Below are 13,611 nucleotides of genomic sequence, written 5' to 3' on the forward strand. Positions count from 1 at the left end.
CTACCGCCGGAGCTCGAAGCTGGTCGCGCCGATTTTGACGGGGGTGTTCAGTGGCACGGGGGTCGGCACCGCGAGGCGATTGCCAGCGAGGAAGGTTCCGTTGGTGGAGTCGAGGTCCTGGATCATCCACTCGTCATGCCAGAGCATCAGGCGAGCGTGATGGGTGGACGTGTAGTCGTCACGGATGACGAGGCTGGAGTCGCCCGACCGGCCGATGGTGATCGATTCACCGGTCAACGGGAACTCGGTGCCGGCCTTCGGGCCTGACGTGATCACCAGGCGGGTCGCGTTCCTGGCGTTCGCGTTCTCCGGAGCGCCGCCGGCGGCCGGGCTCGGCCGGGCCGTGAACTGCTCCGTCATCGCCGAGGCCGAGGCTGCCGGGACGGGGGGCTGGGTGAGGGAGACGGGCGCGGCACTCGGGAACGGGGCGGGCGGGGCGGTCGCGGCATCCGGCTGCATCTTGCGGGCCCGCTGGCCGAACAGGTCGCTGCGCAGGGCGTAGACGATGCCGAAGATGAAGAGCCACAGCAACAGCAGGAAGCCGAGGCGCAGCACGAGCAGGGTGAGTTCACTGACGCTCATGCGGAGGGCCCCCAGAATCCGCCCATGTCATGGCGGTCGCGGTCGCGGGCGGCATCACTGCGACGCTCGCTGACGGGTTCGCCGGCCGAGGCCTGGGCGATCACCCGGAAGATGATGCGGGTTCGCCCGATCGTGACGACGGAGTCGGGTTCGAGGATGGCCTGCGAGACGGGCGACCCGTTGAGCTGGGACCCGTTGGTGGAACCGAGGTCGCGCACCTGTGCACGGGTGCCGTCCCAGAGGATCTCGACGTGGCGGCGGGAGGTGCCCGAGTCGTCGACCGTGATGTCGGCGTCACTGCCGCGACCGATCACCGTGTGGGATTGGGTCAGGGGGTAGCGCTTGCCGTTGACCTCGACCACCGGGATCCAGGCCACGCCGCCCTTGACCGTGCTGGAGTCGATCTGCACCATGCCCTCGCTGAGGCCGCGGTCGTCGGACAGGCTGATCGAGACGCCGCCGGCGAACTGGTAGCGCTGCTCACGGCCGTGCTGCTGCACCAGGCCGGTGAGTTCGTCGATGAGCGTCTGGCCGAGGGCGGACATGCGCTGGAAGTCGGCGTGGCTCATGCGGACCGTGAAGCGATTGGGCGCGAGGATGCGGTCGCGGGACACGACAGCGGCCTTCGTGTCGAGTTCGCGGCGCAGCGCCGAGGTGATTTCCACCGGCTGCAGGCCCGACTTGAAGGTCTTGGCGAAAGCACCGTTGACGGCGCGCTCAAGACCCTTTTCAAAACTATCCAGAATGCCCACAGGTCTCCCGATCCGATCCTTTCGGCTATGAGCATGTTACTTGTCTCAAGTGTTAACTCACCTGCCCGGCAACTGACGGCAGGAGTTGTCATCCTACGGGAGCGATCCTGTCTCGCCTTATCTCGGCCTGATCGCTCCCCTCCGGAAGTGGTGCCATCTCGGCTTCATCGTCTCCGTTTCCGGACCGGTTTCACGGCTCACGGCTCTCGAATGGCAAAGTGGTCCCGGAAATGCTAATCTTCAAAAGTTCGCGCGAGTGGCGGAATTGGCAGACGCGCTGGCTTCAGGTGCCAGTGTTCGAAAGGACGTGGGGGTTCAAGTCCCCCCTCGCGCACACAGGGTTGAAAGACCCCGGTCGGACAAGAAAGGCCCCCGAGCAATCGGGGGCCTTTCGTCGTTTCTGGAGTCCGTGGCGCTCAATCAGGTGGTGTGCGACGGCCGGTGCCGACGTCGCGGCCGGGGCGCCGGTGACGCGGGTGATCAGGTCGAGGCCGTTGCCGGCGCCCTGCTTCCAGGTGAGGAGTCGTGGCCGCGGATGGCCCGGGCTCGTCCCGCGCCGCCCGTGGCACTTGAGACTGGTGTTGCCCGTGGGACCACCAGGGTGGCGTGCGGCGGCGATAACGCGGCGCCCGCAACTTCGCCGAGCCGTGAGTACCGCCCCTCCGCCGGCGCGAAAAGGGGGCGATACTCACGGCTCGGCGAAGAAAAGGAAGGAGACGAGGAGGAAGAAGAAGGCGGCTGAGTCGGGGGTACGACGGGCTTACGCGGTGCCTGTTCGGATGAAGGGACCGGCTGCGCCCGTCAGACAGATCGAGCACCCAAAGAGTAGAAGATGATTCTCTCCACAGGCCTGTGGACAACTCTGTGTAGAAAATGTGAAAACAGCCGTCTGTGTGTTGTCCTGACTGGGATTCCACTTGTGGATAACTCCGCACCCACGCTGTGAAAAGTGGCATTTACAGGCCGGTGGAGTGAACACCGAAGGGCGAGGAGATGAATCCGAAAAATCGAATTAAGGTTCGGATTGCGGCGCGTCGCTCGCCGTCAACGGAGCTCCGTCAGGTAAGTGGCGAACCCGGCGCGGCGCATGGCGGCAATGATCGGTTCCGTGCCGCCGGGTTCGGCGATGGCGATCATGGCGCCGCCACCCCCGCCGCCGGTCAGTTTCGCCCCGAGGGCTCCGGCGCGGCGGGCGATGGCCACGAGCTGCTCGATCTCCGGGCTCGACACCTGCAGGGCGTTCAATAGACCCTGGTTGATGTTCATCAACTCGCCCAGTTCGGCGATGTCTCCATGCCGCAGCGCGTCCACCCCGGCCAGGACCAATGCGTCGATCTGGGCGAAGATCGAGTCGTAGCGTGCCGGGTTCTTCTGCCAGGCGGTGCGCACCAGGCTGACGGTCTGCGAGGTGAGGGCGTGCACCCCGGACAGCCCGATCACGACCGGGATCGGATAGGGCGTGACGATATCGTGGATCTCGTGCCCGCCGGCGGCATCCGTCTTTCGGAACAGGACCGGGCGGCCGAAGGTGGCGACGGTGTTGTCGATGCCCGACGGGGTGCCGTGCACGATCCGCTCGCACTCGAAGGCCAGGTTCGACACCTCGGCGTCGCTGAGCCGCAGGTCGAAGCGGCTGGCCACCGCGCGGATGACGGCCACGGCGAAGGCGGCGGACGCTCCCAGGCCGCTCGCCCGCGGCAGGTCGGAGAAGACCTCGACGCGGAGGCCCGCGGCGGGCACGCCGAGGCGCCCGGTGATCAGGGCAGCGACCCGGTGCGAGATATCCTCCCGGATCGGTTCGCGTAAGGACCCGTCCACGCTCCAGTCAGCGATCACCGGCTCAGCCGACGACGTCGTCCGGGTGGCCTCGGCCCGCACGGACAGGCCGATCGGCGCCGCGATGGCATGGTGGCCGTAGACCACGGAATGTTCGCCCAGCAGGATGATCTTGCCGTACCCGACGTGGGCATCGGGTCCCGGGGCGCCGGGGGCGACCGGAGGTTGCGCCGCGACGAGGACGGATGCCGCGGGGCGCGGCGCCGTCACGGCGGCGGGAGTCTCGGCTTCGGAGGTGCCCTCGGTCGCGGCGGCATTCTCGGCCACGGCGGAAGCCGCGGCGCCGTCGAGGGCCTGCATGATCTGCCGGGCCTTCCAGACCTTGATCTCGCCGTCGGCGATGAGTTTCTCGACCACCTCGTCGAACCTGGCTCCCTGGGCGCCGGCCGCGGCCGCCACGGCCCGCGCGTGCAGCCGCATGTGGCCGTGCTGGATGCCTCTGGTGGACAGCGCCTTGAGCGCAGCCAGGTTCTGCGCCAGGCCGACGGCCGCCATCACCTCGGCCAGTTCCCGGGCGGAGGACACGCCGAGGATGGTGCGCGCGAGCCGCACCGCGGGGTTCGACTCGACCTGGCCGCCGACCGTTCCCACCTTCAGGGGCATGGTCAGCTCGCCGACCAGCTCGCCGTGCTCGTTGACGCTCCAGTCGGTCAGCGGCGCGTAGCGCATGCCCCGCGCGGCATACGCGTGCGCGGCAGCCTCGATCGCCCGCCAGTCGTTGCCCGTGGCGAGGGCGACGGCGTCGACCCCGTTCATGATGCCCTTGTTGTGCGTGGTCGCCCGGTACGGGTCCATCGCGGCGAATTCATTCGCCAGAACGATGCCGTCGCGCACCTGCTCGCCGATGAATTCCCCGGTCGCCAGCAGCGCGTGCGGAATCACGGCCCGCGCACGCACCAGGGCGCGATCCGTGAGGTTGGAGAGAATGCGCAGGAAGACGCGCCCGCCGGTGATCTCCTCGATCAACGGCGCGAGCGCCTCGCACATCGAGTTGACGAGGTTCGCGCCCATCGCATCCCGGGTGTCCACGCTGAGATGCACGACCAGCAGCTCGCCGTTCTGCGCGGTCTCCCCGCGCAGGAACACCTCGACGCCGCGCGCGCCGCCGCCGCGGGCCGCCATGTTCGGATGCCCGCTGTCGGCCAGGGCGATGATCTCCCGGCTGCGGGCGAGTACGGCCAGGCGGGCGCCCTCGGGATCGTCGACGTCGACGACCTGGATCTGACCGATCAGCAGCGACTCGTCCGCGACGCTGGTGAACCCGCCGGCCTGGCGCACCAGCAGGGCCGTGGAACTCACCGCGGCGACGATGGACGGTTCCTCGACCACCATCGGCACCAGGTAGTCGCGCTCGTTGACGCGGAAGTTCAAGCCGAGTCCCATCGGCAGGGAGAACACTCCGATCACGTTCTCGATCAGACGGTCGGCGGTCTCCACGTCGAGGGAGGAGTCGCCGTCTCGGAGCGCGGCGTGATCGGCGTCGCTGAGGACACCGCGGTCGTGGAGCACCTGCAGGCGTTCGGGGACGGATAAACGATAGAACTTAGGGATGCGCGAGTCGCTCATTCGAGGGAACCTTCCTGCAGACCGGGGGCGGAGAAACCGAGAGGGACGACCGTGGCACCGGCGGCTTCGAGTGCCGCGGAGAGACGTTCGGTGGGTTCGCCGCTGAGGCTGAATGCCAGGCCGACGTCACCGCCGCCGGCTCCCGAGGTCTTGAAGACGCCGCCCTCCCGGTGCGCGAAGGCCTGCAGCTCGAGGTGGCGCTCCGTCACGATGCCCGCCCCGGCGTGGGCGTCGAGCAGGGCGAGTGCCGCGAAATAGTCGGCGGCCAGGCCGAGGAAACCGGCGGGATCGGCCAGGGCCGTCTCCGCTCGTGCGGCCAGGCCCGCCAGACGGGACAGGTCTGCTGCGTACCCCGCGGCATCCGTGGCGGCGTACTCGGCGACGCGGCCGACCAGCCGGGTGGTCAGGGACCCCTCGCCGGTGACGACGGCCATCAGGCTCAGTCCCGCCGGCCAGCGCAGCCGCACGGGGTCGGCGCCCGGGGTGTAGCCGATCAGTCCGCCGTAGACGCTCGCGGCGACGTCGCCGCCGCTGCCGGTGCCGTTCTGCGCGCTCCGGTGCGCCGCGTGGGCGAGCCGGAAGAGCTCCTCGCTTCCGAGGTCGAGCCCGGCGGACCGGGCCAGGGCGGCGGTCAGCGCGACGGCCACGGCGGCGCTCGACCCCAGGCCGAGCTTGTGGCCGCCCCGGGAGAACGCGGTGCTGTCGATCGAGATCCGCAGCGGGCGGACCGGCCGGGGCGCCCGGGCCAGGACGGTTTCGCGCACGGCGTCGAACAGGGTGAGCCGGGCGCGCAGCCGCGGATCGAGGCCCGCGGGCAGGGCGCCATCCGTGTTCAGGGTTAGGTTCTCGATGCCGATGCCGAGGCCGGCGGCGGTCAGCTGCCAGGCGCCGGATGCCGGGTCGTTGAGGTCGTCGATGTCGTCGATCGACACCAGGACGCGTCGGTCGACGGCCGTCAACAGGGCCGGCGCACCCTCGAGCACGGCGTACTCGCCGAGCAGGAAAAGCTTGCCGGGCGCGGATGTTCGGATCGTCACGAGCTCACTCCAGCCGGTACGCGCCCGGGCCGAGCGTGCTCATCCGTACCTCGTGCACCCCGGGGACGGCCGCCAGCGCCTGCCGCACCACTTCGGCGTCACCGGGCAGGCAGAGCACCTTGATCTGCGGCCCGGCGTCGATGGTGAAGTAGGCGGGCACGCCGCCGGAGCGCAGTTCGCGCACGGCATGCATGGCCGCCACCGTAGCGGCGTTCCAGTAGATCAGCGCGGGGCGGGTCGACAGCATCAGCGCGTGCAGCTTGAGGCAGTTGTACTCGGTGAGTTCCCCGAGCCGGGTGAAGTCGCGCGCGGCGATCGCGGCCCGCATCTCGGCGAGGTCGCCGTCGGCCGAGTCGAGCCAGGCCGGATAGAAGGGCGAGGTGGCCGCGCTCTCGACCATGCCGATCGTGGAGTTGATCGACTTCTCGCCGCGCTCGGTGATGGCCACGGCCACCGCGAGCGGCCAGGCGGACCGGCCCTGCAGCTCCTCGGCGTACGAGTCCGACCCGTCGGACGCGGTGCCGGCGTGCATCTCGGCGAAACCGCCGAAGATCGACCTGGCCGCCGAACCGGAGCCGTGGCGCGCGAGGATGGACAGCTCCCGGGCGGGCAGGGCGAGGCCGGCGGCGCCCGTGGCGGCCACGACGAGGGCGGCGAACCCGGATGCCGACGAGGCCAGGCCTGCTCCCGTCGGGAAGTTGTTCGTTGAGGAGACGACGGCGTGCTGTCCGCCGGCGGGGTGACCGGCGCTGGCGGCATACCCGCGCACCAGATCGAGCACGCGACGGACGCGGGTGGCGTCGCTGCGGCATCCGTCGAGCCAGAGCTCGTCGTCGGTGAGATCGCTGCGGAAGGTCACCCGGGTGTCGGTATAGAGGGCGTCGAGGGTGACCGAGATCGAGCCGACGGCGGGGGTGTTCAAGGTGGCGTCGCGCTTGCCCCAGTACTTGACCAGCGCGATATTGCTGTGCGCACGGGCCGCGGCGGTGGCGCCACCATTGATGAGTTGATCCACAGTGGTGCTCCGATCGAATTCCCTCGATTTTAGCGTGCCTGACCGGGGCCGCAGATCGATGTTCAGCCGCTATTCGCACAGCACATCTCAAACCGCTCCCTTCATAATGTAAGGGTGCGTTTTATGCCCGGTGTGGGTGAACGAGCACGCGAGCCGCGAAGTGGAACCTCTTGACGCCTGGAATTAGTGGATTCTCTCTGTTTGTCCCGCCGTACCGTGTGCAGTTGGAGGACTGGTGCGAGTGGAACGATCAACCCTGGAACAAGGTGCAGAACGTCGTCGGCCGCAGTTTCCGCATGCGCGGCCCCGGTCAAAGCGTGTACACGCTCGCCGCCAACGCCGTGTGGCGACTGATCCGGGACTACGACATCGACCCGACCCAGGTCGGTTTCCTGGCGCTGGGCACCGAATCCAGCAGTGACAACTCGGCCGGGGCCGTCATCGTCAAGGGCATGGTCAACGATGCCCTCAGCGCCCACGGCCTGCCGCAGCTGGCCCGGGACTGCGAGGTGCCCGAGTTCAAGCAGGCGTGCCTGGCCGGCGTCTACGGCGTCAAGGCCGCGCTGCGCTACCTGGCGACGGATGGCGCGGACCGCCAGGCGATCGTCGTCTCCGCCGACATCGCAGAGTACGCCCGCGGCGGCAGCGGCGAGCCCACCCAGGGCGCCGGCGCGGTTGCCATGCTCCTGGAGTCCGCTCCCCGCCTGCTGGAAGTGAATCTGGCCGGGTCCGGCAGCGACTCCGACTACCGCGTGGCGGACTTCCGCAAGCCGTTCGCACGTTTTCGGGGCCAGCCGCCCCGCGACGACGGGCAGATGCAGGACCTTCCCGTGTTTAACGGCCGCTACTCGACCAGCTGCTACATCGATGCCACCCATCACGCCATGGCGGCCGTGCTGCGCAAGCGCCCGGGGCGTGCCCTCGACTACTTCGACGTGGTCGAACGCGTGTTCATGCACCGCCCGTACCACCAGATGCCCGCGACCGGCTGGGTGATGGCCTACCTGTTCGCGCTGGCGGCCGACGAGGAATCGGGCCGGGACCAGCTGCGCGCCCACTGCGCCGACGCCGGCATCGACGCGGAGCTCCTGCTCGCCGAACTGTGTGCCCCCTCCCCGTTCCACGGCAACGGGGCGGAGATCGGCGAAATCACCGGCGACGTCTTCCCGCTGTCGCGCCGCCTGCGCCAGCACCTGCGCAGCACCGAACTCTGGGGCACCCTGGTGCGCGACAAGCTCGGCCTCGGCTCCGAAGCCATGCGCGACCTGGGCAACCTGTACACGGCGGCTCTGCCGGCGTGGCTCGCATCCGGCCTGCAGCAGGCCCTGGCCGACGGCCTCGAGCTCTCCGGCCAGGAGTGGCTGGCCCTGGGCTACGGCAGCGGTGACGCCGCGGAGGCGCTGCCGATGCGGGTCGTGCCGGGCTGGCAGGATGCGGCGGCCCGGATCAACTTCGAGAGCGCGCTGGACGACCCGATCGACCTCACCGAGGCGCAGTACATCGCCCTGCACGAGGGACGCCTGGGTGAGTTCGTCGCCGCTGAACCCAGCGACGTGTTCGTCGTCGACCACCTCGGCACGTCCAACGGGCCCGACTTCTACGACCAGGGCATCGAGTACTACCGCTACGTCCCACCCACTGCCTGAGAGCTCCCCGCTGCCCGAGAGTCCCCGAGCGCCCGAACCAATTCGACGGAGAACTTGCTCTAAAAAGCGGTATTTCGGCCAAAACGAAGTGATTTGGGCAGAATCTCCGTCGAATTGGTGAACTCTGCACGCCGGGCGAGCACGCCGGGCAGGCGGCGGCCGGATGCGGCGGGGGCAGTGTCAGAGGCTCTGGTGACACTGGGCGCATGACACCCTCGGTCCCCACCATCGACGACATCCTCGGTCACGTCATCCACGCGGAGCGTGAGCGCGCTACGGGAGTCAAACGACGACGGATCGACCTGGTCGAGTCACTCCTGCGCGAATGTCTAGAGACCGACGGCGAGAGGATCCTGGTCGAGCCGGATCGGGTGTTGCTCGCCGCGGAGCGGCAGTTCGAGCCGGACGGGGCCTTCACCAGGACGATGCACGCGGAGGACCTGCTCTTCGTGCTTCCCCTGTTTCTCACCTCGCCGTGGTTGCGTCCGAATCACCTGGAACAGCGCGTGCAGCTCGACCTGGCCGAGATTCTGGCCACGGCGGTGATGCGCAGCGGGCTGGTACCCAGGGAGGGGCGGCAATGCATCCTCATGGACATCCGCGGTGCGATCGACCGCGGCCGATGGGAACTCTACCGAGCTAAACGGGAGAGGCAACGGATGCGTCGGGCGGCTCAGGAAACCGCGATGGCCGAGCGGCGGGCCGCCCTAGTGGAATCGCTGAGGCCGCGCCAAAGATAGTCCTGCGGACCGTGCACGTTGCGAGTAGGTTCAGGTCATGAAACCACGAACCCGACTCCTATCCAGCGTGATCACCGTCGTCCTCGCCGCTTCGGGCGTGGGTGCTGCCGGCGACCTCCCGGCCACTGCCGCGCCCACGGCCCCGGTCAGCAAATACGTCGCCCTCGGCGACTCCTACGCGGCCGGGCAAGGCGGCGGCGGCTACCTGGACGGCTGCCTGCAGAGCCCGAACGGCTACCCGGCGCTGCTGGACGCGGTCAAGGGCATCAACCTGCTGCGCAACGTGAGCTGCAGCTCGGCGAAGACCACCGACGTCACTGCCACGCAGCTCTCCGCCCTGAACCGGGGAACCACCCTGGTGACACTGACCGTGGGCGGCAATGACCTGAACGTCGCCGGGATCGCGGCCGTCTGCGTCTCGGCGGACGCAATGACCTGCTCGAATGCCATCACCACTGCCGGCAGCCTCCTGGGTGCGCTCGCCGCTTCGCTGGCAGACACCTACGCCCAGATCGACGCGGCGGCACCCAAGGCCCACACGATCGTCACCGGCTACCCGTACCTGTTCGAACCATCCACGACAGACCCGCTGATCAACCAACTCAACGGTGCAACATTGCTGCTGAACCAAAACATTCAGGGCGCTGTCGCCCAGGCCCAGGCCGCGGGCGCGGACATCGAGTACGTCGATGTCGCCCAGGCCTTCTCCGGCCACGGGATCGGGAGCACGGACCCCTGGATCCAAATGGCCGGCCCGGATGCCTTCCACCCCACCCCCGCCGGCTATCTGGCCTACTCTGACGCCATCCGGGCGGCCCTGTAGCGTGACTGCCGCGCCTGACCCGTCGGGCCCCACTAACGAATTCGACGGAGATTTTGACGAAAACTGACCCGTATCGCTTGAAACTGGCCGTTTAGAGCAAAATCTCCGTCGAATTGGTTGGGACCCGGGGCGGAGGGACCGGGGGCGGAGGGACCGGGGGTGGAGGGACCTGGGGCGGCAGGGCGGGGACGAAGAACCGGGGACGAAGAACGGCCCCGGACAACGTGCGTCGGGGGCCGTTCCTCGTCGCGGCGAACCGCGGTGACCGGGAGCTAGTCGATCGCGTCGAAGAAATCGGCCTCGTGGGCGATCGTCGGGATCGAGGACGTGATGACGGTGCCGTCGGAACGGCGGCCACCCTCGATCGCCGCCGCTGCCGGCTGGCCCGGGTCGCGTGAGCCCTGGTGCGCGAGCGGAACCGTGACCGGCTGGCCCTCCCGAACGTGCACGGGAACGCCGCGTACGGCCAGCTTGGCCTCGTCGCCGTCTTCGACGGTGATCTCGACCTCGGTCTGGCGCACGTCGATGCGCACCCGGGTGCCCTTGAGCGTGATCCGGAAGCTGAGCCCCTCCCAGTCCACGGGCAGCCGCGGGTCGAGGGTGATGCGGCCGTTGTGGTCGCGCATCCCGCCGAAGCCGTAGACCAGCGCGCTCCACACTCCGCCGGCGGAGGCCACGTGCACGCCGTCCGCGGCGTTGTGGTGCAGGTCCGCCAGGTCCACGAACAGCCCGGAGGTGAAGTACTTCAGGGCGAGCTCGTGGTAGCCGACCTCGGCTGCGATGATCGACTGCACGACGTCGGAGAGGGTCGAGTCGCCGGTGGTGATCGGGTCGTAGTAGTCGAAGTCGGCGCGTTTCTGCTCGGCCGTGAACTGGTCACCCTGCAGCAGCAGGGCGAGCACGACATCCGCCTGCTTGAGCACCTGGAAGCGGTAGATCACCAGCGGGTGATAGTGCAGCAGCAGCGGCCGGTGAGCCGCCGGGGTCTTCGAGAGGTCCCAGCGTTCCTTCTCCAGGAACTGGGCGTCCTGCGGGTGGATGCCGAGGGTCTCGTCGAACGGGATGTGCATCGCCTCGGCGGCGAACGCCCATTCCGCGACCTCGGCCAGGTCCAGGCCGAGCCTGGCGACCATGGAGTTGTACGACTCCACATCGATGTAGCGCAGCCGCCGCACCGCCGTCACCGCGGTGCGCAGGTTCGAGCGCGCCATGATATTCGTGTACAGGTTGTCGTTGACGACGGTCGTGTACTCGTCGGGCCCGGTGACGCCGTGGATGTGGAAGACATCCTTGCCGTTGCCGCGCCAGAAGCCGAGGTCGGCCCACATGCGCGCGGTCTCCACCAGGATGTCGATGGCTTCGCGGGCGAGGAAGTCCTCGTCGCCGGTGGCCGCCACGTACTGGCTGAGCGCATAGGAGATGTCGGCGTCGATGTGGTACTGCGCGGTGCCGGCCGCGTAGTACGCGGAGGACTCGAGGCCGTTGATCGTGCGCCACGGGAACAAGGCGCCGAGCTGGTTCAGCTCCGTGGCGCGGGCCCGGGCGTGGTCAAGCATCGAGTGGCGGAACCGGAGCGCGCTGCGGGCGGCGTTCGGCGACGTGTACGTCAGGAACGGCACGACATAGACCTCGGTGTCCCAGAAGTAGTGCCCGCCGTAGCCGGAGCCGGAGACGCCCTTGGCGGACACGCCCTGGCCGTCTGCGCGCATCGATGCCTGGGCCAGCTGGAACAGGTTCCAGCGGGTGGCCTGCTGCAGCGCGGGCTGACCGTGCACGACGACATCCGTGCGCGCCCAGAAATCGGCGAGCCACTCGCGCTGCTGGGTGAGGAACACGGCGGTGCCCTCTTCGCGGGCCCGGTCGAGGGTGCGGTCGCACCGGTCGGCGAGCTCGTGCGTGGGCACGCCGGTGGAGGTGTGGTAGCTGAGCGTCTTGGTGATGCGGATGGTCTTGCCCTGCTTGGCCTTGACCCGGTAGACGTGCTTGGCGAGGTCGTCGTCGATGTGGGAGTCCACGTCGTACTCGTTCACGGTCTCGATCACGTGGTCGGCGGCGCAGGCGATCGTCATGCCCGAGTTCGTGCAGCGGAAGCCGAGGACGTAGCGGCCGTCGGACGCGCGCTTGAACCGGGGCATGAGCACCCGGTCGGTGAAGGACTCCGCCTTGCGCGGGTCGAACTTCTTGTCGGAGATCAGCTTCGACGCGTCGTACTCGCTGGCACCGTCCTGACGGTTCAGGATCTGGCTGGAGATGACGACGGATGCGTCGGCGTCGAGCATCGTGACCTCGTATTCGAGGATCGCGAGGTGGCGCTCCGTGAACGAGACCAGGCGCCGGGACCGGATCGACACGCGCTTGCCGGAGGGCGTGCGCCACTCCAGCTCGCGGGAGAGCACGCCGTCGGCGAAGTCCAGGCGGCGCTCGTAGCTGAGCAGGTCGGCGTTGGTGAGCACGAGCGGCTCGTCGTCGACGTAGATGCGGATGATCTTGGCATCCGGTGCGTTCACGATGGTCTGGCCGACGCGGGCGAAGCCGAACGCCTCCTCCGCGTGGCGGATGGGCCAGGTTTCGTGGAACCCGTTGATGAAGGTGCCGTGGGCGTGGGCGTCGCGGCCCTCATCCACGTTGCCGCGCAGGCCGAGGTAGCCGTTGCCGACGGCGAAGAGGGTCTCGGTGCGGCCCATGTCGGACCCGGAGAAATTCTTCTCCACCAGGGCCCATTCGTCGACGGGGAACCGGTTGCGGTCCAGGGGATCGGGGTTCAGGTTCATTCGCCGGCCTCCGTGGGGTGGGACGTGTTCGAGTGCACGGGGGAAGCGTCGGGCAGGAGGTCGTGGAGGTCGGGTACGACGACGTCGGCGCCGGCCTCCAGGAGGGTCTGCGCCCCGACGCCGCGGTCGACGCCGAGCACCAGGCCGAAGTTGCCGGCCCGGCCGGCCTGGATGCCGGAGTGCGCATCCTCGACCACGACGCACTCGGCGGCGGTGAGCCCGAGCAGCTTGGCGCCCAGTTCGTAGGTGTCCGGGGCCGGCTTGCCGGCGAGGCCGCGTTCGGCGGACAGCAGACCGTCGACGAGGATCTCGAAGCGGCCCCGGATGCCGGCGGCGGCGAGGGTCTTCTCCCCGTTCCGGGAGCTGGTGACGACGGCCACGGCGAGGCCGGCGGACACGACGTAGTCGAGGAACTCGATCGATCCGGGGTACGGGGTGACTCCGTCTTCGGCGAGCGTCTCGCTGAACGCCTCGTTCTTGCGGTTGCCGAGGCCGCAGACGGTGTTCAGTTCGGGGGCATCCGTCGGATCCCCGTCGGGCAGGGTGATCCCGCGGGAGGAAAGCAGGGAGCGCACGCCGTCATAGCGGGGCTTGCCGTCGATGTAGCGGAAGTAGTCGGCGTCGCTGTAGGCGGGGCTCACGCCCTGCTCCTCGAGGAACGGGGTGAACAGTCGCGACCACGCGGCCATGTGAACGTCGGCGGTGGGCGTGAGCACTCCGTCGAGGTCGAACAGAACGCCGCGCAGGGTCAGGAGGCGGTCGCGCGTTTCGGCGCACGACAGAGAATATTGCGTGGATGTCATGGGGAGCCTTGCTGGGTAGGTGCCAAAGTGGGGGGGGGGT

The 13,611-nt window shown here is 68.7% G+C and carries 10 protein-coding genes and 1 tRNA gene; 4 read left to right on the forward strand and 7 right to left on the reverse strand.

The features are described from left to right. Together E3T24_RS12515 and E3T24_RS12520 are read right to left on the reverse strand one after the other, a co-directional pair. Positions 1-582: an FHA domain-containing protein gene (locus E3T24_RS12515; RefSeq protein ID WP_134434674.1), complete on the reverse strand. Its 582-nt coding sequence runs from the start codon at positions 580-582 to the stop codon at positions 1-3. Further along, positions 579-1,334: a DUF3662 and FHA domain-containing protein gene (locus E3T24_RS12520; protein WP_134365177.1), complete on the reverse strand. Its 756-nt coding sequence runs from the start codon at positions 1,332-1,334 to the stop codon at positions 579-581. Before E3T24_RS12520 ends, E3T24_RS12515 begins: the two co-directional genes overlap by 4 nt. A 250-nt stretch (positions 1,335-1,584) precedes the next feature. On the opposite strand from E3T24_RS12520, the gene E3T24_RS12525 reads away from it, so the two are divergent. Further along, positions 1,585-1,668 (forward strand) — tRNA-Leu (locus E3T24_RS12525). Positions 1,669-2,378: 710 nt separating this feature from the next. On the opposite strand, the gene E3T24_RS12530 is transcribed toward E3T24_RS12525, so the two are convergent. From E3T24_RS12530 to mvaD, 3 genes are read right to left on the reverse strand one after another with little or no spacing between them, the layout of a single operon-like run. Continuing rightward, positions 2,379-4,736 (reverse strand): hydroxymethylglutaryl-CoA reductase, degradative, encoded by a 2,358-nt coding sequence (locus E3T24_RS12530; RefSeq protein ID WP_134402791.1) that lies wholly within the window; start codon positions 4,734-4,736, stop codon positions 2,379-2,381. After that, entirely contained in the window at positions 4,733-5,773 is a 1,041-nt protein-coding gene (locus E3T24_RS12535) for a hypothetical protein (protein WP_134434675.1), read from the reverse strand. Before E3T24_RS12535 ends, E3T24_RS12530 begins: the two co-directional genes overlap by 4 nt. A 4-nt stretch (positions 5,774-5,777) precedes the next feature. Then, positions 5,778-6,788, reverse strand: a complete 1,011-nt coding sequence (gene mvaD / locus E3T24_RS12540; protein WP_198419679.1) for a diphosphomevalonate decarboxylase — start codon at positions 6,786-6,788, stop codon at positions 5,778-5,780. Positions 6,789-6,958: 170 nt separating this feature from the next. Between mvaD and E3T24_RS12545 the strand changes: the two genes are divergently transcribed. The 3 genes from E3T24_RS12545 to E3T24_RS12555 all read left to right on the forward strand — a co-directional run bounded on the left by E3T24_RS12545 (position 6,959) and on the right by E3T24_RS12555 (position 9,997). Next, positions 6,959-8,434: a hydroxymethylglutaryl-CoA synthase gene (locus tag E3T24_RS12545; protein WP_134365180.1), complete on the forward strand. Its 1,476-nt coding sequence runs from the start codon at positions 6,959-6,961 to the stop codon at positions 8,432-8,434. A 206-nt stretch (positions 8,435-8,640) separates the two neighbouring features. Beyond that, positions 8,641-9,174 carry a hypothetical protein gene (locus E3T24_RS12550; RefSeq protein WP_134404419.1) on the forward strand — a complete coding sequence of 178 codons (534 nt, stop codon included), beginning with the start codon at positions 8,641-8,643 and terminating at the stop codon, positions 9,172-9,174. 37 nt (positions 9,175-9,211) lie between these two features. Beyond that, on the forward strand, positions 9,212-9,997 hold the full coding sequence (locus tag E3T24_RS12555) for an SGNH/GDSL hydrolase family protein (protein WP_134365182.1): 786 nt from the start codon (positions 9,212-9,214) through the stop codon (positions 9,995-9,997). Between the two features lie 272 nt (positions 9,998-10,269). Here E3T24_RS12555 and E3T24_RS12560 read toward each other — a convergent pair whose 3' ends face one another. Then, positions 10,270-12,768 (reverse strand): glycosyl hydrolase family 65 protein, encoded by a 2,499-nt coding sequence (locus E3T24_RS12560; protein ID WP_134365183.1) that lies wholly within the window; start codon positions 12,766-12,768, stop codon positions 10,270-10,272. After that, complete coding sequence (locus tag E3T24_RS12565) at positions 12,765-13,571, reverse strand: HAD-IA family hydrolase (RefSeq protein ID WP_134365184.1); 807 nt, start codon at positions 13,569-13,571, stop codon at positions 12,765-12,767. The genes E3T24_RS12560 and E3T24_RS12565 overlap by 4 nt, the downstream gene beginning before the upstream one ends. Positions 13,572-13,611: the final 40 nt, after the last annotated feature.

The organism is Cryobacterium sp. TmT2-59 (assembly GCF_004403545.1).
GTDB classification, from domain to species: Bacteria; Actinomycetota; Actinomycetes; order Actinomycetales; family Microbacteriaceae; genus Cryobacterium; species Cryobacterium shii.

Bases quoted from the DNA above. Each gene is read 5' to 3' on its own strand.
- E3T24_RS12555 (WP_134365182.1), top strand. From the start codon at position 9,212: ATGAAACCACGAACCCGACTCCTATCCAGCGTGATCACCGTCGTCCTC.
- E3T24_RS12550 (WP_134404419.1), top strand. From the start codon at position 8,641: ATGACACCCTCGGTCCCCACCATCGACGACATCCTCGGTCACGTCATC.
- E3T24_RS12560 (WP_134365183.1), bottom strand. From the start codon at position 12,768: ATGAACCTGAACCCCGATCCCCTGGACCGCAACCGGTTCCCCGTCGAC.
- E3T24_RS12515 (WP_134434674.1), bottom strand. From the start codon at position 582: ATGAGCGTCAGTGAACTCACCCTGCTCGTGCTGCGCCTCGGCTTCCTG.
- E3T24_RS12565 (WP_134365184.1), bottom strand. From the start codon at position 13,571: ATGACATCCACGCAATATTCTCTGTCGTGCGCCGAAACGCGCGACCGC.
- E3T24_RS12530 (WP_134402791.1), bottom strand. From the start codon at position 4,736: ATGAGCGACTCGCGCATCCCTAAGTTCTATCGTTTATCCGTCCCCGAA.